We start from the raw sequence: 21,908 nt of genomic DNA on the forward strand, positions 1-21,908 counted from the left end.
TTCAGTATAGCAGGTATATTTGATTTAAAAGTTATGAGAAGTAAAATACGAAGAAATAGATTGAAAATCGTGAATTAGCGCCATCTCTTCTCATAACTTTTCTCTTCTCATAAGACTGGGTAGGCGATACGCTTAAAGTTTATGATGCTGCCAGTAGCAGCGACATATCTGCATATATATTTGTTGCTGTTCTTCCATGCAGTTTGTATGGATATGCGGAAGCATTCCCCGATATGAAATCCAACCACTGGATAGAAGCTCATATCCATGCCTATTCATTCTTTGGCGGTGTAACACGTATTCTTGTACCAGATAATCTTAAAACAGGTGTGATCAAAAACACACGGACAGAGCTTATACTTAACCGATCCTACCACGAAATGGCAGAGCACTATGGAACTGCAATTATTCCTGCCCGTCCGGTAAAACCGAAGGATAAACCAAATGCGGAAGGTACTGTAAAAGTTCTTGAAACATGGATCCTTGCAGCCTTAAGAAACCGGAAGTTCTTCACTTTTGATGAGCTTAATAAAGCCATCCATGAAAAACTTGAAGAATTCAATGCGAAACCTTTCCAGAAAAAGAAAGGAAGCAGGTTATCTGCATTTATTGAAGAAGAAAAGGACTTCCTCATGCCATTACCTGCTTCCCCGTATGAAACGGCTGTCTGGTCAACTGCCACCATACAACCCGATTATCTCATAAAAATCGGAGATTGCAAGTATTCTGTCCCGTATGAATTTATCGGTAAGAAAGTCGATATCCGTGTCACTGAAAACAGTATTGAAGTTTTTTACCACAACAACCGTATAGCATCGCATGTGCGTAGGCTGTACTCTCCGGAACCGATTTATGTACCAGAACATATGCCTGAAAATCACAGAAAGTTTCTGGAATACAACACCGACAGTTTTCTGGCCTGGGGAAATAATGTTGGCTGTTCCACCCTTATTGTAGTAAAACATTTTTTATATATGCATAAGGTAGAACAACAGGGTTACAAATCCTGTGCATCGTTGATGAAACTTGCGGACCGCTATGGTACGGAACGTTTGGGAAACGCCTGTGTCAAGGCACTTAGTTACACGCCAAGCCCAAGTTTGAAAAATATCAGCACCATTTTGAAAAATGGTCAGGACAAAGTGGCAGTAGAGAAAGCTGCTTCCAGCGCTTTTAATAAAGAAAGTTCCAAGTATGGCATTACCAGAGGTGCCTCCTATTACGAAGGAGGTGACCGTTCATGATCCGTCAGTCAACCATAGATAAGCTGCATGATCTGCGATTATCTGCAATGTCAGATGCTTTTGAATGCCAGTGCAGGGATTCTGAGACCTATCAGGGATTATCCTTTGAAGACCGCTTCGGTATGCTGGTTGATAAAGAATGGGATAAGCGAAAAAGCACAAAACTGCAAAAGCTTATCCGCAGTGCTGAATTCCGTTATCCCAATGCGTGCATGGAAGATATCGAGTATCATCCTGACCGAAATCTGGATAAAGGACAGATGCTGGAATTCTCCACCTGCCGGTATATATCCGATGACCACCATATCATTTTAAAAGGAGCCTCCGGGAATGGCAAAACATACATCGCCTGTGCACTCGGGATCGCAGCCTGCAGGAACTTTATCAAAGTACGTTATGTACGTCTGCCGGATCTATTGAATGAGCTGGCTGTTGCACATGGGGACGGCACGCTGAAAAAGGTAATTAAAGCATATCAAAAGATTGATCTTTTGATTCTGGATGAATTCCTGTTAAGTCCAGTATCTACAGAACAGACACGGGAGCTTCTCGAGATCATTGAAGCCCGTAGTGTAAAAGGCTCTGTGATTTTCTGTACACAGTTTGAACCAAAAGGCTGGTACAACCGCATTGGAAATGAATGTGATGCCACTATTTGCGAAGCAATCATCGACCGAATCATTCATAATTCCTACGAGGTGATGATTGATGGCCGTGTATCCATGAGGGAACGCCATGGCATTAACGCTTCCCGGAAAGGAGCTGTCCATGACTGACTATCGCGCCTTCAGCAAAGACCATAAATGCATCAAGTTTACGGATTATGAAATAACCCGCCACGAATTAGAGGAAGCCGATGAACTGTGTCATGATAATTGGAGAGAAATCCAGCACTTAAGAGAATATATTGACCATTTACAAGTACTTCTTACAGAACACGGAATAGCTATTCCTGATGAATACTAATTAAATGCTGCACTCTGCTCCGGAAAGATATGCACTATTTTTCCGGAAAAGGGTGCTCTGAATCTTTGGAAAGCATGCACTATTGCATTGGAATACTCAAACTGGAAAAGTTATAGAGATACCACTCCTTAGAGGGATTATCTCATAAATTTTGGATACTGAAAAACCGGTGGATTATTCATCGCTTACCATCCGCCTTCATCAACCGCGCCATCGATGAACAAATAAAAAGGGACAGCCAGTAATCGGCTGTCCCCCATCTCATTTACGATTTTTCAATTTTACAAAAATCCAGTTTATAACCCAACACCCGAGCATACAGCCCAGCGCATTGTGAATTATATCATCCCACTCAAACAACCCTCTTTTGAAGATAAGCTGTGACAGTTCAATGACTACTGATACCAGAAAACCTGCAAGTAATGCCCGGTTTAGTTTGACTTTGTGATTAAAGATTATTGGTAACAGGAGCCCCATAGGTACCAGCAGGAGACAATTTAACAGATTCTCCCTCAGCAGTTCCCGATCATGATAGCGTATAATCGCACACCATGACCAGAATGGCTTTAATTCATATTGCCGGATTGCAGTGATTCTTGTAAAAACAGTAGAACCAAATACAATTCCAAGAAACAGTACCAACACTACAATAGCAACTCCCTGTATCGGATTCCATTTCTTCTTCTGAATGCCATGAATTACCATCACCATTACCAATATCATAAGTACTGAAAAGCAGATGATTTCACGTTCAGACCACATTGGATTATATGTTGTCCAGATTTGATAAATGTCCATTCCTTACACCTTTCATTACAGTTTCCTCTGTTTTCAGGTGTCTGCCAGATTTAATCCCGTCCGTACAAGTCCCTTGTATAAACTTTATTCTTCACATCATCCAGAGAGCTATCATACCTGTTGGCGATAATTGCCTGACTCTGCTCTTTAAACTTGGCAAGATCATTTACAACCTTACTTCCAAAAAAGGTTGTTCCATCTTCCAGCGTTGGTTCATAGATAATAACGGTTGCACCTTTCGCTTTGATACGCTTCATAACTCCCTGAATAGATGACTGACGGAAGTTATCGGAATTAGATTTCATAGTCAGACGGTATACGCCAATTACAACCTCTTTTTCCATTGAAGCATCATAAGTATTTTCATCACCATAAGCATAGTATTCTGCCTTCTGTAAAACTCTGTCGGCAATAAAGTCTTTCCTCGTTCTGTTGGATTCTACAATGGCAGACATCATATTCTGTGGAACATCTTCATAATTGGCCAGAAGCTGCTTGGTATCCTTCGGCAGACAATATCCACCATATCCAAAGGATGGATTATTATAATGAGAACCAATACGCGGATCCAGACAAACACCGTTGATAATTTGCTGAGTATTCAGTCCCTTCATTTCAGCATAAGTATCAAGCTCATTGAAATAGGATACCCTCAATGCCAGATATGTATTCGCAAAAAGCTTAACTGCCTCAGCTTCTGTAAATCCCATAATCAGGGTATCAATATTTTCCTTAATTGCCCCTTCCTGTAAAAGTCCGGCAAAAGTATTGGCTGCTTTTACCAATCTTGCATTTTGTACGTCAGTTCCAACAATAATTCTAGATGGGTACAGATTATCATATAATGCTTTTGACTCTCGTAAAAATTCCGGACTGAAGATAATATTATCGCAATGAAACTTCGCCCTCACACTGGCTGTATAGCCTACCGGAATGGTAGACTTGATAACCATTACCGCATCCGGATTATACTGAATCACCAGCTTGATCACTGCCTCCACTGCAGAAGTATCAAAAAAGTTTTTCTTGCTGTCATAATTGGTAGGTGCTGCAATCACCACAAAATCTGCATCCTTATAAGCAGCCTCTGCATCCAAAGTAGCTGTAAGATTCAGATCCTTCTCAGCCAGATATTTCTCAATATACTCGTCCTGAATAGGAGATTTCCTCTGATTGATCAGTTCCACCTTCTCTGGGATGATATCCACAGCCATCACCTCATGATGCTGTGATAAAAGTGTCGCGATTGATAAACCTACATATCCTGTACCTGCTACTGATATCTTCATCTTTAAAATTCCTCCTGCATATAAAATTCTTTATACCATTCTGCAAATTTCCTTAATCCATCTCTAAGACTTGTTTTAGGTTTAAAACCAAAATCCCGCTCCAATGCAGTTGTATCTGCATAAGTAATAGGAACATCTCCTGGTTGCATTGGTACCAATTTTTTGTGTGATTCAAAGTCATAATCTTCCGGAAGGACTCCTGCACGAATCAGTTCCTGCTGCAAAATATCCACAAACTCCAACAAATTCTCAGGATTGCTATTGCCAATATTATAAACAGTATACGGAGGAACCGGAAGCCCGTCCTCTCCTGTCTTCTTCTCAGGAGCAACCTGTATTACACGTTTCACCCCTTCTACAATATCATCCACGTAGGTAAAATCACGTTTACAATTACCATAGTTAAAAATCTGAATAATATCTCCTGCACGAAGTTTATTTGTAAATCCAAAATATGCCATATCTGGACGTCCTGCCGGTCCATATACAGTAAAGAAACGAAGACCTGTCGACGGTATGTTATACAATTTGCTGTAAGCATGTGCCATCAATTCATTTGATTTCTTCGTTGCAGCATACAAGGATACTGGATTATCTACCTTGTCATCTGTGGAATATGGAATCTTTTTATTTGTCCCGTAAACTGAGGAACTAGATGCATATACTAGATGTTCTACTCCTTCTTGACCATTATCATAAGAATGACGGCAAGCTTCCAGAATATTATAAAATCCAATCAGATTACTCTCTATGTACACGTTAGGGTTTGTAATGGAGTAACGAACTCCTGCCTGCGCAGCCAGATTTACAACAACTGATGGTTTATATTCATTAAAAATCTGATCAATAATTTCCCTATCTGCTATATTTCCTTTTACAAATTTCCATGAAGATTCTGGATACTCATTGGCTATATTCTCAATTTTTTTTAATCGCCACTCTTTTATTGAAACATCATAGTAATCGTTCATATTATCAATGCCAATAATATGCACTGGATGCACCGTTTTCAAAAGTTTCATTATAAGATTTGAACCAATAAAGCCCGCAACTCCAGTTACAAAAATCATCTTGTTTCTTAATGCAATGTTTTTCTCTCTCATTAATCTTACCTCAATTATATATTAAGCTATACTTAGTTAAAGCCTTTTAACAAAATTTTATTTAGTCCAACAAAATAATTTATTCTTAATATCTTTGTAATAAAGCAAAATCGTTATACACAAAAATATACCTGCATATGTAATTAATGCATATATTTGGTTTGAAATAGCTGTGATTATATAAAACATAACCATCATTATTAGAAAATATACAAAATTCTTAATCCATTTTATTCTATAATGCTTCACAAAATAATATTCAACAAGCAGATACCAAAATATCATCGTAATAATTGAAGCTATTGAAATAGATTCTGTTGTTCCAAATAATTTATATGCCAAAAAATTTGCGCTAGCAGATATCACTAACACAACCACACTTTTTACAAAAAATATAACATTAATGCCTAATGTTTTATAATAATTATGCATAACTATTGTAATGGCGGAGCTTATTGCAAGACCAGGGAAAATAATCCTAAATATAGTTAATGCTTTAATATATTTAGTTAGAAACCAGGATACAAACATATTTAACGGAAAATAAATTGAAAGGCACCCAAACATCAAACACAAAATTGCTCCAATCAAACTACTATAATTGTTCTTAAGAGTTCTTTCATCAGTTTTTTTAAGATTTGGATATAATACCATTGATATGGCAGATGTAGCTGTTGTTACCAAAGCCAACATATTATATGCAAAAGCATAAATTGCATACGTTTCTGTATCAAATAATATATTTACAAATTGTCTATCCAATGTCAAAATTAATGAAGAGCACAAATTAGCTAACATTAAAGGAAAACCCAATATAATAAGAGAAAAAATTTCCCTTATATTTTCTCTCTTCATATGAGTTTGCCCAAAAGAAATTTCTCTATATGTAATAACATACCATATAGCCAAAATTATTATTATTATTGAATATAATATTATATAGGCTTTATAGGTTATATCTAAATAAAATACTAATTTTCCCCACCATAATCCTATAATTATGCATGACACAAGAACTGATTGTATTATATTTCTTTGAGATAATTCATTAAATCTACTTGTTGCTTGAGATATTGCTTGATAATAACTAGTTATATTATGAAATACTAAATAAATTGCAAGACAAATAAATATGAATTGTATATCATCATTTAAAATAAATATTGAAATTACCATTATCAAGACAGCAATTATACTTTCTACAAACGAAAACATTTTGGTATAATACCGAAATTTATAACGATCTAACTGACTATAATCTTTTCCACCATATTTTAAATATATACCATCAGAAATACCAAAATGAAACATTCCCACATATGTAGCGTATAACGTGTATGTTTTATAATAGCCATAATCAGTAATACCTATTATTTTAGGTAACAAAAAACCAACTAATACACCTGAAAATAATACAATAATATTACTGGCAGCTACTTTCAATATATCATTTAATACTTTATTTTTTGAGTTGAATGTCATAATTATTTCTCCAATCTATGTTTATATCTATAGAATCTATTCCATACTAATGACACAAAAACACTGTATAATATAAAAAGCCATATCGTAGTACTTCTTATATGCCACATAAAAAATGATAGTATAAGCGCAATATAAAAAATTGTCATTAACAAGGCAGCCAAAATATCAGTATTATCAACTCGAAATCTTCTATATGAAATGCCTAAAATCAGACCAAAGGAAAAAGCAATAAATAAACCAAACCAACTAAAATCTATAAGCAATTCCGTTATATATGTACCAACATTACATTGCATTGGAACATTATAAAAAGGTAAAGTTGTTAAAATAGGAAGATTAAATCCTAATTTATTCATCTGTTTATACCAAAAATAAAAAGTATTCACTCCAAACTTAAAATAAGAATTATCTAAATAAACATCTAAATACGAAATTGGTTCTGATATGTACTGTACTGTTTTATAAATACTATAATTCTTTGTAACAAGACTTTTCATCAACGGAGAAATATTATTAGGAATAACTGTGGCCAATGCTCTTTGCATATTAATTTTATATAAAATTACAACACATAAAATAATAACTACTCCAACAATTCTTTTTCTTTTTTTATTAAACTTATTTGTTTTAACAGCTTTCATATTTTCATTTCTATTATCATTATTCACTAAAAATGGAAGAAGTATCGTTAAAACAGTATACATAACATTATTTCGTCCACCAAAACTCAATGCATTTAATATTGCCAGAACAATCACCAATATAAAGCAGAATTTCATTCCCTCTTTCTTTATTCGTATGCTCATGAGAACAAGAGACACATAAATCATTGGAGCAAAATAGTTAACATAATCCATTTCTCCTGATTCTCTAGCTGCATATATGTCTGCCATATTACTAATTATTCCGGAAAATCCGTATTTCACCAAAATCATCATTATGTTTGGAATTATTGCACAGGCCGCAAAAATAGCAGTTGCATAAATTAGTTTATCTAATTTAGTATAATCAAAATCATTTTCGCTCGAAACTTGAGAATATATATTCTTTTTTCCAAATACAAATTTATATTTACTCCCAAACATAATGCCAAAACAAACAAAACATTCATAAGCAATAATATATAAATAAGTAACTTTTTTCATATCATTATAATAAATAAGATTTAAATCATGAATTGACAAAGCTATCCACCAAATAACAATATACACAGCACATGGATTTATCCATTTACCTATGGTGTTTTTAGCAAGCATTAGCAAAAAAACTGATACTATAACAAATAATAGATACATCACCTAATTACTCCTTGTTCATATTAAATCTCAAATTTTTTGTTTGGCATCAAATTTAAGATAGGAAATAATTGATTTTGTTTGGCATTTTAATCTGAAAATTAATTTTTCTTTACCATTTTTATAGGCATAATTTATAGAAGCATCTTCCAAATGTTCAATACATAAGTCTGGATGAAACATCATTGAATACTTATTCTTTTTTATATAAGAATACAAAATTTCCTCTTCGCAATATAAGAAAGTGATAGGAACAAATGCAAAGTATTCTTTATCAATCCATTTTTTATTAAATATGATACAAGATCCATGTGGAACAAAATCTTTCCAGTTAAATGCAAAATCTTTTTTTATCAGTCTGGTTTCTCTATTATTTATTCTTTTCTGATACCAAGAATAAATATATTTACCAGCAACTGGTATTTGCACACCCAGAATAATCACAATATTTTTTATCATAGAAGTTATATACTCTTTTCTACATGGAATATTTTTCCTTAATGGATTCTGATGATTTCCTATTTTATTTATAATATCTGGGATTATAATATCTGTGCCTCCATTGCAAATTTCACAAATCTTTTTCGCACTAAATGTATTACTTATCATAATATCGCTATTCATCATTACAATGATATCTGCCTTAAGTATACATTTTGCATAATCATAAGAAATATTATTTCCCCTTGCAAATCCTAAATTACTTTCATTAATTATTATGTGAACTTTTTTATTTCTTTCGTATATAGCTTTTAATCTCTCTCCAGTATTATTGTTTGAACCATTATCTACAACAACAATATGGAAATTCTCTGTATCATTATTTTTTAATATATTATCAACACACTCCATTGTAACTTCAAAATTTTTATAATGAAGAATACAATAACATACTAATGCATTCATTTTTTATCTAATATAATTGTTTAAAAAATAACAACTATACATTTCCTTCCTATAATCTTGTTTTATATTTCTCAAAACGCAGAATAAATTTAAAAATAATACAAGCAAAACATTTCAAGCAAATAGTTGCAATAAAAAGTCCCTGTATTAGTGAACATATTAAATAACATCAAAAGTTATATTTTTTACATAACATTCTCTTTGATGAACCACATATAATATTATATAGAATTCTCATAATTTCCAATAATTTTTTGCTTACCGGGATTTCCATCTTCTAAAAACATTTTTATAAGCCTTAGGATTAATACCTATTTTTAAAATGTATTTAAATGCTATAAACATATTTTTATTTCGTATTGCTGCAACTACAATTTCAAAGTAATGTGCTGCCAGAATTTGTTTTTGTTCTGATATACTATACTTTTGCATATGTTTGCGGCATTTATCAAAAAAAGTCCCCTTTACTTCAATCATTTTTTTTACATCCGGATGATTAATTTCTGAATCCGAATGCAAAATGGCTAAGTAATCCTGAATTACTTCCATATTATGATAATATAAAAAATCCAGTAATAATTGAAGATCTTGATGTCTTAACAAATCCTCGTCAAAATATCCCGCTTCGTCCAGCGCTTTCCGTCTCACTAATATTGTTGTTGTAAATACTGAAACTGATCTGTCTAACACTTTTTTGTGCAATTGTTCCCCCGTATATGGTTTACATACGCGAACAATCTCACCTCTATTTTTTATACTGTACAGACAAGACACTCCATCAATTTGCAAATTTTTGTTTAAAAACTCTACTTGTTCTTCAATTTTATTCGGAAGCCACTCATCATCATCATCCAAAAATGCAATAAACTCTCCCTTCGCTTTTTTTATTCCCTCATTTCGTGCAACAGCCCCATTAACATGCTTCTTTTGTAAGATGTACCGTATGCGTGAATCAGAAACTGTTTTTATTTTCTCCTGAGTTGCTAAACTATATTCATCATTTGGATTATTGTCGTCCACCACAAGTACTTCAATATTATGGTATGTTTGAGCAAGTACACTATTAACCGCTCTTAATAACGTATCACTTCTTTTATATGTAGGAATTATACATGATACTAAACCTTTAACCTTAACATTTCTATCCTCTTCTTTATTCTGCATTATCTAAAATACTCCTTATAACTCAACTATATAAATACCTCTATGCCCTTCAAAGACAGAATCAAAACAAATTTTATTTCCTGCATGATTCCATCTTGGATGTAAATCACATCTTGTATCATTGTCATACTTAAAAGGCGCAAATACTTTTGCAACTATATTTATTCCGTTTTTTCTTACATCTCCATCCATAACTCTAATGTACTGAATACGTGCTCGATCTGGATAAGAATCAGTAACTACCAAATTTCTATTAGGAGAAAAACTTGGATGCCCATCTCCTGTTAACTCTTTCCAACAATGATAATATCTTTCTGTTTTATCCCGCATAAGATAATACCCTGTACCACCATGCTTTTTATTTTCAAAAGCAATAATTTCATTATCATTTTTCCAAAAACAATGACTAACCATGTCATCATCAGATAAAACATACATATCTGTTCCATCAACATTACAAGTAATCAATCTCGTATATTTTCTCTCACCATTAAACCAACGGTACAATACCATAAATCTCTCATTATTCGGGCTTAACATAAGATGATTCACCTTATGAACAGATCCTTTTTCCTGCATTTCGTGTCTTGGTTGAAATATAGCAAAATCAGTATATTTTAAAAGTTCTGTTATCTCACCTGTTTCAAGTGAAACCTTCCATATAGCAGTAGTATCTGGAAGTGAAACATCCTTCGTTTTTTCTGGAACATTATAGTAGCCATATCCAGGTCTTAAATTGTATAGCCTACTGAAATCTAATGTTAATGCAAACTTACCATCAGATGATACTGTGTAAACCGGTGCTGGAATCACTTTCTCTGTCATTGTTTTCAAACTCAAAATAACAGATACATATTTTCCATTCCGACAGTCATTGAAAAGTATTCTATCTTTAAAATCTGGACCTAGCCATTGAAGCATACAGGCCTGTTGTACATTCCATGCACTTGTTTCTGCAATTTTTTTTACTCTTTCTGGATCGGATTCACTTTTCTCTGTATCAATCAATAAAATATCTGCTTTTTCTTTTGGACTTACATCTGACCATGTATCATTAGCTTTAAGACAAAGCATATATCTGTCCGTAATATCCCATGGTGATTTATCATAATATCCAAAAAAATATTCGTGTTCGGAATCATTAGGAGATATTCTGGTAATATTTCCCTCTGATTTAATTTTCTTTGAAACGGCATACATTCCTGTCTGATATGCTCTCTTTACTACCCTTTTCACAGCCGGGTATTTATTTAGCTGGTAATTTATTTTCTGTTCTAAACTCATTATAAATCCTCATTTTCTATTCAAAATACGAGTTTTATCTTCTTAATACTTTTTTATAAACAAATTCCTGAAAACGTATTGGTAATAGATAAATAGCCATTTGTGCCCCTGCTACTTCAGCAAAATCAATAAAAGAACAAAATCCTGTTCTAAAGGCTTTCCATCTAATTTCTATTAATAATTTAGTATTTAACCAATTTTTTCTTTTTTTATAAGTACCCTCATCAAAACGAAATCTCAGCAAATATTCTGGCAAATTCTTGCAGACAGCACCATTTGCTAACATTTTAATCCATAAATCTGTATCTTGATTTTTTCTAAGATCTCCATAACAGCCGACAGCTTCAACTTTGCTTTTTCGATACATAACAGTCGGATGATTGAATGGATCTCTCTTTTTACAATATTTATGTATTGATTCATTGTCTAACGGTACATCACGTTTACCAACCTTATTATTTGGTTCACCAACAAATTCAATTACAGGACAACCAATAATATCCAATCGGGAGTCTTTTTCAAACTCAGCTACCTGTTTTTCACATCTTGTCGGTAGTGAAATGTCATCTGAATCCATACGTGCCAAAAGTTCATTTTTACAAACTTTAATTCCCTCATTCAAAGCAAGACCTAGCCCTTTATTTTTAGGAAGCATCACCTGGATAATTAAATTTGGATATTTTTCATCAATCTTATCTATTACAGATTGTAGTTCTTCGGTAACAGGACCATCTTTAACCAATACAATTTCATCTGGCTTTTTTGTTTGCTTAACCATGCTCATTAAAGCTTTTCTAAAATATTCTGGATTGTCTTTTCCATAAACTGTCATCAAAACACTATATTCCATCTCTATTACCTCACAACCGCTACAACAGTTCTTACCATTATTCCTATTTCCCGGATAAAGCTAAATTTCTTAATACTTTCCAGATTATATTTCATCTTTTCTGGAAGAATTTTTTCTATGTAAACTTTATCTACATCATCTGCCTGATTCAACAGTTCTGCCTCATCTTTATAAAGTATGCTCGCCTCTGATGTCACACCTGCTGGCAGAAGCAATGTTGCCATCATTTCCGGAGTATAATGTTTTACATAATGCACACTTTCCGGACGGGTACCTACCAGAGACATATCACCGGCCAGAATATTAAGCAGCTGTGGTATCTCATCAATACGATATTTTCGGATCACAGCACCAATTTTTGTGATTCTATTATCATTTGATACCGTTACTTGCGTTCCGATTTTATCCGCATTTGCTACCATTGTCCGGAATTTAAATATCTTGAATTTCTTCCCATACTGGGTAACTCTCTCCTGACGGTAAAATACTCCACCTTTTGAATCTGTCACAATCAAAATTGAAATGATGAGCAACAAGGGAGAAAGTATTACAAGCATGATAGAGGATGCAATCACATCAAAAATTCTCTTTAATGCCAGGCTTACTTTTTTCTTTTTCAGTCTTTCATAATATGGACGAACAGCTTCTGTTCGCATACTCTTTGGCAGTTTATCCCATTCTCGTAACATAACAATCTCCCATCTCAATCTATTTTTATAAATACTCCCTTACAATTTTACAGTACTGTTCAATCACATATTCCACTTCCTCATCTTTCAGTCTGGTATGAAGCGGCAGTGTAATTTCATTTTCAAATCTCTTGTATGCATTTGGATAATTTTTAATATCAAATCCAAGTTTTTTGTATGCAGTCATCATTGGCAATGGCTTGTAATGTACGTTGCAGGCAATACCTGCTTCTGCCATTTTTACAATGATTTCATGTCTCTGTTCCATAGTGATTCCTGGCACTCTTGTTATGTACAGATGACCAGATGACTGGTGCTTATCAGTATAGTGATCCAGCACTTCAATACCACGTGGCTTAAATGCAGCGTCATATTTACCGATAATTTCTTTTCTTCTGGCAAGTAATCCTTGATAACGTTTCATCTGCGCCAAACCAATTCCTGCAACCACATCTGTCATATTGCATTTGTACCATGGTCCGATAATGTCGTATTCCCATGCACCAAGCTGTGTTTTTGCCAAAGCATCCTTAGACTGCCCATGAAGAGAAAGAAGCTGATACTGATGATACAGCGTCTCATTATCAATACCTTCAATGTCTCTCCATGTAGCAGCACCACCCTCAGCAGTAGTAAAATTCTTTACTGCATGGAAACTGAAATTTGAGAAATCAGCAACACTTCCAATCGGCTTGCCTTTCCATGTTGCTCCAAAAGCATGAGCAGCATCTGCCATAACAATGACTCTGCCTATTGCCTTCTGGATTTTATTTTCCGGATGGAACAGGTGTTTTTTACTCTCTACAATAGAAAAAATTCTGTCATAATCGCATGGTACACCGCCAAGGTCAACTGGAATAATTACTTTTGTTTTCTCAGTAATAGCATCAGCTAGTTTGTCATAATCCATTTCCAGTGAATTTTCCTGTGTATCAATCAGAACCAGTTTAGCTCCTACATGGCATACAATTGATGCACTGGCTGTATAGGTATAAGCACTGGTGATAACTTCATCATCTTTTCCAATACCAAGTAATCTTAATGTCATTTCACCACAGGCAGTCTGAGAGTTCAGACATACAGCACGATTTACACCACATAAACCCGCAACTTCTCTTTCCAATTCTTTTGTTTTCGGACCTGTTGTGATCCATCCGGATCTCAATGCCTCTGCAACCTGTTCTACTTCTGTTTCTGTAATATCTGGCGGTGAAAATGGTATTTTCATAATCAACAATTTCCTTTCTTTAATGTTTATTCAATCAGGTCTTTTAAAAGAATCCTGGTTCCACGCCTGTTGCCTTAATATGCTCTTTTACCCAGTCTGCATTCAGATCATTTTTGATCACTGGATTTTTTCAAAATACAGCACGATTTTATTATCTTTCGTGAAAATAGACGTAATAATCATCTGCTCCCCACTGATATCCTCTGGGATCATGGAAGTGGATGCATATTCCACTTCACCATCATCTGTTTTACAGATAACTGAACCCTTTATTTTTTCTAAAATTCCTTTTGTTTCGTAATGCATACGGCTTTTCCTTTCCAGCTTTTAAATCGCTATCTTCTGCTCTAAATTAACCTGATATGCCTTGTCCTGAATATGTTTTCCATCCAGAACAGCTTCTTTATTAACTTCTTCCGGTTTCCTGAACGTAGGCACAGCCTTTCTCAATGCTTCACGTGCCATGTCATCATCGCCGATATCACAGGCATCCTGCAACAGGGCAAGACGTCTGCTGATTTCTTCTTCACTCAATGCAGTATCTCTTTCAATGAAAATCATGCTGTTTTCAGTCTTATCCAGTTCTTCTGTTTTAACCAGCAGTTCCTCATAAAGTTTTTCTCCTGGTCTTAATCCTGTTTCAATAATCTGCACTCCATGTACGCCAGACAGACGGATCATATTCTCAGCCAGGTCATAAATCTTCACAGGTTTTCCCATATCAAGTACAAACAGCTCACCGTTCTTTGCCATTGCTCCACTCTGCAGTACCAGCTGGGATGCCTCCGGAATTGTCATGAAATAACGGATGATTCTCTTATCAGTAACAGTGACCGGTCCGCCGTTTGCAATCTGTCTTCGGAACAGCGGAATAACAGAACCTGCACTTCCCAGTACGTTTCCAAATCTGGTTGCACTGTACTTCACTTTTCCATGGGTACTTGCACTCTGCACGATCATCTCACACATACGCTTAGTTGCACCCATTACGTTTGTAGGATTTACCGCCTTATCAGTGGAAACCATCATGAAACGTTCTGCCTCATATTTTTCGCACAGTTCCACCAGATTTCTCGTTCCAAATACATTGTTATAGATTGCTTCCACACAGTTATTCTCCATCAGCGGCACATGCTTATGAGCAGCCGCATTGATGATGATCTGCGGATGATGTTTCTCAAACACTTTTTCCAGTGCTTTCTTGTGAGTGATAGAGCAGATCTCAATCTGCAGATTCAAAGCACTGCCATAAGCAATCTTTAATTCCTGCTGGACATCATAAGCACCGTTTTCATAGATATCCAGAATAACTATCTTCTTCGGTGACATCTTTGCCAACTGTCTGCACAGTTCAGAGCCAATAGAACCGCCGCCACCGGTTATCAGAATCACCTTGCCTTTGTAATAGTCGTTGGTACGCTCATCAGTCACAGCCAGAGGCTTCCTGAACAGCAGATCCTCCGCATCAAACTCTCTTAAATGTCTCTTTCCGCCTGCTGCATAAACAGTCGGATAATCATAAACCTTTAACTTATACCCTGCTTTTTTGTAATAATCGTACAGAGCTTTTTTCTTATCTACATCCATGGACGGTATGGCAAAGACAATCTCCTGTACCTCATACTCGCCTAACTTTCTAAATGTTGCTTCATCCTCAGACCATACAGGGATTCCCTGGATCTCACGTCCTACTTTATCCTGGTTCGTATCAATAAAACATCTCGGTATGTAAGCAGCTTCTTCATTATTAAGCAGTTCTTCTGCAAAGCTGACTCCAACACGTCCAGCTCCGATGATTGCAATTTTAATCTTCTGGACTTCCTTATCACTGGCTGCATTCACACCGGAAACAGTGTATAAAACCCATGACAGAAATCGTCCAAATGCTGTTTCCTGATTCCCGCATTTATATGCATAGCGATATGCCATACGAAGTGTCAGTGCACCAAGCAGGTTCAGGCATGCCAGACACAGCATCCTCGCAAAAGTAATCTTTTCTATCGGCAGCAACATTTCTAAACACATATAAACCAGAAAAGCTACCGCATCTGTACACAGTAATCTGATGTAACACTGAATGCCGCCATATCTCCAAATCTGACCATATACATTTCCAATCAGTCTGCTGACAAAAATACATACCAGTGCTAATGCTGCCTGCTGCACCATTCCGTTATATGTGAGCTTGTCATTACCTCCATAGAGCCCCAGAAGCAACACTGCCGCCAGAGCAAAAACAAGCAGATCATATAAAACCAATGTCCAGCGAATATTTCTTTTTTTACGTTTCTTATCCTTCATCTGTACCTCTTTTCTCACCAGATTTCCTTCCTGTTATCCGGCACTTTTAATAAATATTTTTCTTTTCTTCTGTGAACATGTTTTACTGGGTGAAGGACACAGCCAGACGCACCCCGGACCTCCGAAGTACCCTCTTATAACCGTCAGTTTTTATTTTTCCTGTCATATCTTGCACTCCCTCCCCCCCCAACAAATTGGAGCGTCTAATACGGCAGACAGTCTTTCTAAATCACCGCACAAACCAGTGCTAAAAGACTCTTATTCAAACCTCCTTATCATGATTTCTCCAAACTGAAAGAACCATCATAACGAACCTTGAACCTGCCATAACACATTTGACCATCTATTTTTTGGTCATTACACAACAAACAGGATTCCTACAGCCTAAACCACCTCAAATCCTTTGCATCTACAAGTATTCTGAGCTGTTTGTTCTAAACTGTCGCAATCCTCATCTCACCGGAATACCACCCGAAACAGGTATGATTATCAAGAAAATTCATTGGACTAACCTCGCGAAACCCTATGTTTTCAAGGCCTTTACGGGTTTGTCCTATTATATCGTACCCATCAAGACTATGTGCTCTGATAAATTTTCCAACCTTTGTGATATACTGCTCTGGATTCTCCAACATATGGGTAGGCTTATCATGAGGAGTACTCATCTTCATGGAACGGAACTTGTGGAGCTTGAAATATTTCTTATTCTCACCCACACGCTTCTGTGTAAACAAAACAGGACCTGGATCATCAATCTTAATAGCCACAGCGATACCTAATAATACCGGGCTTAATACTACAAGTCCGCCAAAACTCAGGACGATATCAATTCCTCTTTTTACATACTTCTCATAAAAACCGGCTTTGTGATTGCATTCACCTATAGATTCAAGATGACCTTTCATGCCATCAGCGTTTTCTTTATCATTTTCGTCTTGAACGAAGATTACCTTCTTACCCTCCATTGGGTTCTTCTGCTCTGGCTCATTCTCGTACTGGCTATTACCTTTTTTTACCTTAGCCACAATAGCTGTGGTCACAAAAGCAGTACCAACTGTCGCTGTAATAATTCCAACAACTTTTCTCCAACTCATAATTCTTAAACTCCCCCTAAAAGAAATTCTTCTTAACTATTTCTTTTTCATCTAAATCTATTTAAATGCCGTAACAGTGATCAGATAAAGAACGCCAGTGATCACGGTTCCCATGATTACGCGCATCAGTTCCGCATAGCTTGCAAATCTCCAGATGCTTTTGTACAGGCGCAGGAACCAGAATATAACTACACAGAAAACTGCATATACCCATATTGTGTGAAAGTATGTCTGCAGATAATCTTTCTGGATATTTTCATATTTACAGTCAAACCGTATCCATAAAGCTGCAAAATAAGATACCAGAATCGCCGTAAAATCATATACCATCAAGATCAGAGAGATCACTTCCCAATGTTCAAGTCTTTTTTTGTTGTTTGTAACTTTTTCACTCATTCTTCTTTCGCCGCATTCCTTCGTTTTTTTATTTTGTCTTATCTGATAATGTGTGTATTAAGCATGTGTGATGTATGTTTCTTATATTTGTATGTACAGTTTTAGTGTATGACAAATAAGCCACAACTTTTTTCACATGTCCCAGCTCTTGGTTCCCTTATGAACTTCATCATATTTTTCTCCTTCATTTTTCTCTTCCTTTTGTTTTTAGTATTTATATAAAAATAATCCCCTCAGTTGACCTTATTAGGTCTTTATCTCTTTTTAGTACATTTCTGAAATTATGTAATTCATTTATGTTATTCAAAAATGTTTTTAAGAAGTTATTTTGTGTATCAGTCAAATTATCGAATGCCTGACTGATACACATTTTTAATTTTTAGAAATAATCTCCAAACCTGCTGATATTTCTTGTCTGCTCTCTCCCAGTGAGATTTCAAGTTTCGCCAGACGTTTGTGTCTGTCTATTTTGCAGATCAGCTTTTCTTTTCCCTGTAAAGGTCCCTGAGTCACATGGGTTACACCGTCTTTGATATAGCCTGTTGACATGGAGATTCTTTTGATATCAGGCTGCATCAAATTTTTTAAAAATAGTTCCTGTTCTGGTAGTAATAATGTTATGCCGGATATAATGTCCCGCTTCATAGGGGATGACCATTTTTGTCTATCCAGTGTTCCTTGTAGATCTGTTTCATCCTTACATTCAATAAAGAAACTGTCTGGGAACACAGGCCGCTGTTCTATATGCCAGGAACCCTGATATTTTTTCATGTAGTCATATGTAGGTATGAAAATTTTTTTTGTTCTTCTTTTGATAATTTGGTATCGTAAAATTCTTTAAATTCTGCGATTATATTCTTTGTAGGCTCATACATAAACCACATGGCGGAATCCACCTCATTTCGGCATTTTTCGTAGAGTATCCTACTCCACGAATTACATTTCTATCTAATTCTATAAATTCAACTATGAGTAATTTTACATACTGCGGCATATTTTGTCAATATTTCTGAGCAAATCGGGGCAATTCTATCTTTTTTGACAAAATATTTGTATAGCATCAATATTTTTTATGAATTATTTAGAGGAATGATATTGGAAAATTCGCCATTCTGGGCTACACACTAATCAATACACCGTAATAATTATAGTCGTACATATTACTGAAAGGAGAACTTTTATTATGTCAAAAAAAGGAGAGAATATTTACAAAAGAAAAGACGGGCGTTGGGAAGGAAGATACATTAAAGCACGATCAGAAAGTGGCAAAGCAGTTTATGGCTCTGTTTACGCTTCTTCCTATCAAGAGGCAAAAAAGAAACGTAATCAGGCTATTGCGAGTATAGAATTCATAATGGTGGAACACAGAAAACCATGATACTTGTTACTTCTCCTAAAAGCAAATGTTCTATCCGCACTATTCCTATCACAGACAGTTTACTACAGCTGATTCAAAAGGAATTTCCTGATCGTCAGGGATATGTTCTGGCAGCTATGGATGAGGAATATGTAGAGCCACGAACAATGCAAAATTATTTCCGTTATGTACAGAACCAATGCGGATTGACTCCAGTGAATTTTCATGCACTCCGCCATACCTTTGCTACTAGATGTATAGAGTTGGGATTCGATGTCAAAAGTCTCAGTGAAATTCTTGGTCATGCCAGTGTAAATATTACAATGAACCGATATGTCCACCCTTCTATGGAATTAAAGCAACAGAATATGCAAAAACTTTCCGGCTTATTAGCCGTCATGTAAAAGCCGTCAAAAGCCTCGAAACTCCCATAAACAAAGGATTTCCGGGGCTTTTTTCTTAGAATAGGATACTCTACGAATTTAAAGAACGTATTGGTCTTATCTTCAGTAAAAAAGAGAGGGAATCTATTACTACTGTTCCCTGTTTAAGTTTTTTTATTCTTATTTGTACAAATATATAAGAACTAATTGTTCTTATATATTATAGCATATCCCTTTTCAGAACTCAAGGTTCTCATTGCAAGCAAAAAAAACAGCCGCCATTTCTGGCGGCTGCATTTTTTTGAGTTATTGAATTAATTATTCAGCGTCTGCGATTACTGTGAAGAAAGCGCCGTCATCTAATGCAACGTCAAGAGTTTTGTTCTCTTTGTCAACGCTGATCGGATCTACGATCTGCCATTTCTTTGCATCTTCTTTGCTGTAGGTAAGAAGCTGAATGTTTTCCATAGCGTCTGTGATGCTTGGAACAGCGATTTCTACTTCATATTTGCCATCAGCATTTTTCTCTGCTTTGTCAGCGTCAAGTACTTTGAATTCATCGAATCCTGTAACGAATTCTTTTCCTTCAAGTTTCTCAACAACTTCTTCAAGAGCAGCTTTCACTTCTTCGTCTGTTGTTTCGTCAGCAAGAGTTTTCAGAACATCTTTGAATTCTGCTACTTCCATCTTACCTTCGTTAACTTCTTTGAAAGCGTCAGCTACTACAGGCAGTTCAGCCTTCAGATCAGCAAAGCCTTCTGTGTCTTCGATCTTCTGAACAACTTCATAGATTGCAGACTGTTCAGCGGATACTGTAATTGCGCTTGTGCGGCTTCCTGCTGCACTGACACCTACAGTAGCACATCCTACTCCAAGGGCAGTTGCTAAAGCAAGTGTCATGAATTTCTTTGCAATTTTCATAATGCACCTCTCCTTTTGGATTATTTTTATATAGATAACCGTACAGAATGTCTGTACGGACTATCTCTGAGTGATATAACAGTACTATCAGTTAGATTTTCTCATAAAACATGGAAATTATCAAGTCTGACAATGCATCTTCATCTACATGATACTCGTCAAAGTTCTCACCCTGTGTTCCCTCACCCGGTACTGTCTCTGTATCAGTGATTCCGTTTCTGGATGCTGCCAGCAGTTTGGCAAATACATCATTTCCCATGTTTGTAACTGTGTAACTCTTAATACTGTCGTAGAGGTCTGCCACAAAACCGGCATCCTCACTTGCCTTCTCCTGGGCTTTCTGAACCAGTGCCTGGAGATAGGTTTTCTGTCTCTCCTGACGAACCAGAGCACTCTGGGTCTTGTCAGTGTCTCGATATCGTACAAACTCTTCTGCGTTCTCGCCTGTAATGTTTACAACAGCGCCTTCTTTAAATTCTGGATCTGTTTCCTCAAGGCTGCTATCAGGCACTGTGATCTGTACTCCTCCTACGAAGTCCGTGATCACTGAAATACCGTCCATGTTCATGGAACAGTACCCTTGAATCGGAAGTCCCTCCAGCAGATTGGATACTGCTGTTTTCATCAGTTCACAACTCTTCTGTTGTCCATCGCCAAATGCATACTGGATATTAAGATGATCTGTTGTCTCTCCCAGACTCTTGCCTGATGGATTGAACACCTCTATCCTCGCCATAGTGTCTCGTGGAATGAACAGAACTTTTAACTGTTCTGTTGCTCTGTCCATAGACACCAGAAATATTGCATCTGCCTGGCCAGCATCCTGCTGTGTCTGGTAGGTATCTACCGAATCTCTTGTATCAATTCCTAGAAATAAGTAGTTGCTGAGATGGTCGTTGTATTTATATGACTCACCATTGTATTCTACAGTACCGCTGTCCTGCTGACTTGTCTGTGCTGTCTGTATCTGACTGCTGCTCTTCTGGCTCTTTGCGGCATTCTCTTTTGTCTGCATCAGCAGATAATACCCACCGCCCAGAACTGTAAGAGCTATGATCAGTACAATGATCAGGATCATAGTTATCTTCCGTTGTCTCGCAGCTTCTCTTGCTGTTTTTTTCATTTTCATTCCTTCAATCGTTGCAATTGTATGCC

23 protein-coding genes are annotated in these 21,908 nt (G+C 36.0%); 5 read left to right on the forward strand and 18 right to left on the reverse strand.

Features of this window, described 5'->3' with window-relative positions:
* Positions 1-164: 164 nt before the first annotated feature.
* The 3 genes from istA to KQI87_RS09075 are packed head-to-tail and all read left to right on the forward strand — an operon-like array spanning position 165 to position 2,210.
* Positions 165-1,244, forward strand: a complete 1,080-nt coding sequence (gene istA / locus KQI87_RS09065; RefSeq protein WP_334300733.1) for an IS21 family transposase — start codon at positions 165-167, stop codon at positions 1,242-1,244.
* Positions 1,241-2,020, forward strand: coding sequence for an IS21-like element helper ATPase IstB (istB, locus tag KQI87_RS09070; protein ID WP_216459857.1), 780 nt, complete (start codon positions 1,241-1,243; stop codon positions 2,018-2,020). The genes istA and istB overlap by 4 nt, the downstream gene beginning before the upstream one ends.
* On the forward strand, positions 2,013-2,210 hold the full coding sequence (locus KQI87_RS09075; RefSeq protein ID WP_216459858.1) for a mobility-associated LCxxNW protein: 198 nt from the start codon (positions 2,013-2,015) through the stop codon (positions 2,208-2,210). Before istB ends, KQI87_RS09075 begins: the two co-directional genes overlap by 8 nt.
* Positions 2,211-2,471: 261 nt before the next feature.
* Here the strand turns inward: KQI87_RS09075 and KQI87_RS09080 are convergent, their stop codons facing one another.
* The 16 genes from KQI87_RS09080 to KQI87_RS09155 all read right to left on the reverse strand — a co-directional run bounded on the left by KQI87_RS09080 (position 2,472) and on the right by KQI87_RS09155 (position 18,641).
* Positions 2,472-3,008: a VanZ family protein gene (locus KQI87_RS09080; RefSeq protein WP_216459859.1), complete on the reverse strand. Its 537-nt coding sequence runs from the start codon at positions 3,006-3,008 to the stop codon at positions 2,472-2,474.
* Positions 3,009-3,058: 50 nt separating this feature from the next.
* On the reverse strand, positions 3,059-4,297 hold the full coding sequence (locus tag KQI87_RS09085; RefSeq protein ID WP_216459860.1) for a nucleotide sugar dehydrogenase: 1,239 nt from the start codon (positions 4,295-4,297) through the stop codon (positions 3,059-3,061).
* Between the two features lie 2 nt (positions 4,298-4,299).
* Positions 4,300-5,400: a GDP-mannose 4,6-dehydratase gene (locus KQI87_RS09090; protein ID WP_216459861.1), complete on the reverse strand. Its 1,101-nt coding sequence runs from the start codon at positions 5,398-5,400 to the stop codon at positions 4,300-4,302.
* Between the two features lie 57 nt (positions 5,401-5,457).
* A complete protein-coding gene (locus tag KQI87_RS09095) occupies positions 5,458-6,882 on the reverse strand; it encodes a lipopolysaccharide biosynthesis protein (protein WP_216459862.1) in 1,425 nt (474 codons plus the stop codon).
* Positions 6,883-6,884: 2 nt separating this feature from the next.
* A complete protein-coding gene (locus KQI87_RS09100; protein ID WP_216459863.1) occupies positions 6,885-8,180 on the reverse strand; it encodes an O-antigen polymerase in 1,296 nt (431 codons plus the stop codon).
* A 30-nt stretch (positions 8,181-8,210) separates the two neighbouring features.
* Complete coding sequence (locus tag KQI87_RS09105; protein WP_216459864.1) at positions 8,211-9,086, reverse strand: glycosyltransferase family 2 protein; 876 nt, start codon at positions 9,084-9,086, stop codon at positions 8,211-8,213.
* A gap of 258 nt (positions 9,087-9,344) precedes the next feature.
* Positions 9,345-10,250, reverse strand: a complete 906-nt coding sequence (locus KQI87_RS09110; protein WP_216459865.1) for a glycosyltransferase family 2 protein — start codon at positions 10,248-10,250, stop codon at positions 9,345-9,347.
* Between the two features lie 15 nt (positions 10,251-10,265).
* The gene (locus KQI87_RS09115; RefSeq protein ID WP_216459866.1) at positions 10,266-11,534 is read right to left on the reverse strand and encodes a hypothetical protein; all 1,269 of its coding nucleotides are present in this window, start codon (positions 11,532-11,534) and stop codon (positions 10,266-10,268) included.
* Positions 11,535-11,568: 34 nt separating this feature from the next.
* Positions 11,569-12,384, reverse strand: a complete 816-nt coding sequence (locus KQI87_RS09120; protein WP_216459867.1) for a glycosyltransferase — start codon at positions 12,382-12,384, stop codon at positions 11,569-11,571.
* Positions 12,385-12,389: 5 nt separating this feature from the next.
* The gene (locus KQI87_RS09125) at positions 12,390-13,073 is read right to left on the reverse strand and encodes a sugar transferase (RefSeq protein WP_216459868.1); all 684 of its coding nucleotides are present in this window, start codon (positions 13,071-13,073) and stop codon (positions 12,390-12,392) included.
* A 25-nt stretch (positions 13,074-13,098) separates the two neighbouring features.
* Entirely contained in the window at positions 13,099-14,301 is a 1,203-nt protein-coding gene (locus tag KQI87_RS09130) for a DegT/DnrJ/EryC1/StrS family aminotransferase (protein ID WP_216459869.1), read from the reverse strand.
* A gap of 117 nt (positions 14,302-14,418) precedes the next feature.
* A complete protein-coding gene (locus KQI87_RS09135; protein ID WP_253292441.1) occupies positions 14,419-14,607 on the reverse strand; it encodes a hypothetical protein in 189 nt (62 codons plus the stop codon).
* A 21-nt stretch (positions 14,608-14,628) separates the two neighbouring features.
* Positions 14,629-16,620, reverse strand: a complete 1,992-nt coding sequence (locus KQI87_RS09140; RefSeq protein ID WP_330655768.1) for a polysaccharide biosynthesis protein — start codon at positions 16,618-16,620, stop codon at positions 14,629-14,631.
* Between the two features lie 416 nt (positions 16,621-17,036).
* Complete coding sequence (locus tag KQI87_RS09145) at positions 17,037-17,696, reverse strand: sugar transferase (RefSeq protein ID WP_216459870.1); 660 nt, start codon at positions 17,694-17,696, stop codon at positions 17,037-17,039.
* A 57-nt stretch (positions 17,697-17,753) separates the two neighbouring features.
* Entirely contained in the window at positions 17,754-18,092 is a 339-nt protein-coding gene (locus tag KQI87_RS09150) for a hypothetical protein (protein ID WP_216459871.1), read from the reverse strand.
* Between the two features lie 372 nt (positions 18,093-18,464).
* Positions 18,465-18,641, reverse strand: a complete 177-nt coding sequence (locus KQI87_RS09155) for a hypothetical protein (RefSeq protein ID WP_216459872.1) — start codon at positions 18,639-18,641, stop codon at positions 18,465-18,467.
* Positions 18,642-19,275: 634 nt separating this feature from the next.
* Between KQI87_RS09155 and KQI87_RS16595 the strand changes: the two genes are divergently transcribed.
* Both KQI87_RS16595 and KQI87_RS09160 read left to right on the forward strand, forming a co-directional pair.
* Entirely contained in the window at positions 19,276-19,470 is a 195-nt protein-coding gene (locus KQI87_RS16595) for a hypothetical protein (RefSeq protein WP_253292442.1), read from the forward strand.
* Positions 19,467-19,853, forward strand: a complete 387-nt coding sequence (locus KQI87_RS09160; RefSeq protein WP_253292443.1) for a tyrosine-type recombinase/integrase — start codon at positions 19,467-19,469, stop codon at positions 19,851-19,853. Before KQI87_RS16595 ends, KQI87_RS09160 begins: the two co-directional genes overlap by 4 nt.
* 297 nt (positions 19,854-20,150) lie before the next feature.
* On the opposite strand, the gene KQI87_RS09165 is transcribed toward KQI87_RS09160, so the two are convergent.
* Together KQI87_RS09165 and KQI87_RS09170 are read right to left on the reverse strand one after the other, a co-directional pair.
* Positions 20,151-20,753 carry a hypothetical protein gene (locus tag KQI87_RS09165; RefSeq protein WP_216459873.1) on the reverse strand — a complete coding sequence of 201 codons (603 nt, stop codon included), beginning with the start codon at positions 20,751-20,753 and terminating at the stop codon, positions 20,151-20,153.
* A gap of 91 nt (positions 20,754-20,844) precedes the next feature.
* The gene (locus KQI87_RS09170) at positions 20,845-21,876 is read right to left on the reverse strand and encodes an LCP family protein (RefSeq protein WP_216459874.1); all 1,032 of its coding nucleotides are present in this window, start codon (positions 21,874-21,876) and stop codon (positions 20,845-20,847) included.
* Positions 21,877-21,908 lie beyond the last annotated feature (32 nt).

It is taken from the genome of Blautia sp. MSJ-9, assembly GCF_018919065.1.
Lineage (GTDB): Bacteria > Bacillota > Clostridia > Lachnospirales > Lachnospiraceae > Blautia_A.

Bases quoted from the DNA above. Each gene is read 5' to 3' on its own strand.
- KQI87_RS09130 (WP_216459869.1), bottom strand. From the start codon at position 14,301: ATGAAAATACCATTTTCACCGCCAGATATTACAGAAACAGAAGTAGAA.
- KQI87_RS09075 (WP_216459858.1), top strand. From the start codon at position 2,013: ATGACTGACTATCGCGCCTTCAGCAAAGACCATAAATGCATCAAGTTT.
- KQI87_RS09105 (WP_216459864.1), bottom strand. From the start codon at position 9,086: ATGAATGCATTAGTATGTTATTGTATTCTTCATTATAAAAATTTTGAA.
- KQI87_RS09115 (WP_216459866.1), bottom strand. From the start codon at position 11,534: ATGAGTTTAGAACAGAAAATAAATTACCAGCTAAATAAATACCCGGCT.
- KQI87_RS09155 (WP_216459872.1), bottom strand. From the start codon at position 18,641: ATGTCAACAGGCTATATCAAAGACGGTGTAACCCATGTGACTCAGGGA.
- KQI87_RS09145 (WP_216459870.1), bottom strand. From the start codon at position 17,696: ATGAGTTGGAGAAAAGTTGTTGGAATTATTACAGCGACAGTTGGTACT.
- KQI87_RS09165 (WP_216459873.1), bottom strand. From the start codon at position 20,753: ATGAAAATTGCAAAGAAATTCATGACACTTGCTTTAGCAACTGCCCTT.
- KQI87_RS09170 (WP_216459874.1), bottom strand. From the start codon at position 21,876: ATGAAAAAAACAGCAAGAGAAGCTGCGAGACAACGGAAGATAACTATG.
- istB (WP_216459857.1), top strand. From the start codon at position 1,241: ATGATCCGTCAGTCAACCATAGATAAGCTGCATGATCTGCGATTATCT.
- KQI87_RS09100 (WP_216459863.1), bottom strand. From the start codon at position 8,180: ATGTATCTATTATTTGTTATAGTATCAGTTTTTTTGCTAATGCTTGCT.
- KQI87_RS09090 (WP_216459861.1), bottom strand. From the start codon at position 5,400: ATGAGAGAGAAAAACATTGCATTAAGAAACAAGATGATTTTTGTAACT.
- KQI87_RS09150 (WP_216459871.1), bottom strand. From the start codon at position 18,092: ATGAGTGAAAAAGTTACAAACAACAAAAAAAGACTTGAACATTGGGAA.
- KQI87_RS09080 (WP_216459859.1), bottom strand. From the start codon at position 3,008: ATGGACATTTATCAAATCTGGACAACATATAATCCAATGTGGTCTGAA.
- KQI87_RS09125 (WP_216459868.1), bottom strand. From the start codon at position 13,073: ATGTTACGAGAATGGGATAAACTGCCAAAGAGTATGCGAACAGAAGCT.
- KQI87_RS09135 (WP_253292441.1), bottom strand. From the start codon at position 14,607: ATGCATTACGAAACAAAAGGAATTTTAGAAAAAATAAAGGGTTCAGTT.
- KQI87_RS09110 (WP_216459865.1), bottom strand. From the start codon at position 10,250: ATGCAGAATAAAGAAGAGGATAGAAATGTTAAGGTTAAAGGTTTAGTA.
- KQI87_RS09120 (WP_216459867.1), bottom strand. From the start codon at position 12,384: ATGGAATATAGTGTTTTGATGACAGTTTATGGAAAAGACAATCCAGAA.
- KQI87_RS09085 (WP_216459860.1), bottom strand. From the start codon at position 4,297: ATGAAGATATCAGTAGCAGGTACAGGATATGTAGGTTTATCAATCGCG.
- KQI87_RS16595 (WP_253292442.1), top strand. From the start codon at position 19,276: ATGTCAAAAAAAGGAGAGAATATTTACAAAAGAAAAGACGGGCGTTGG.
- KQI87_RS09095 (WP_216459862.1), bottom strand. From the start codon at position 6,882: ATGACATTCAACTCAAAAAATAAAGTATTAAATGATATATTGAAAGTA.
- KQI87_RS09160 (WP_253292443.1), top strand. From the start codon at position 19,467: ATGATACTTGTTACTTCTCCTAAAAGCAAATGTTCTATCCGCACTATT.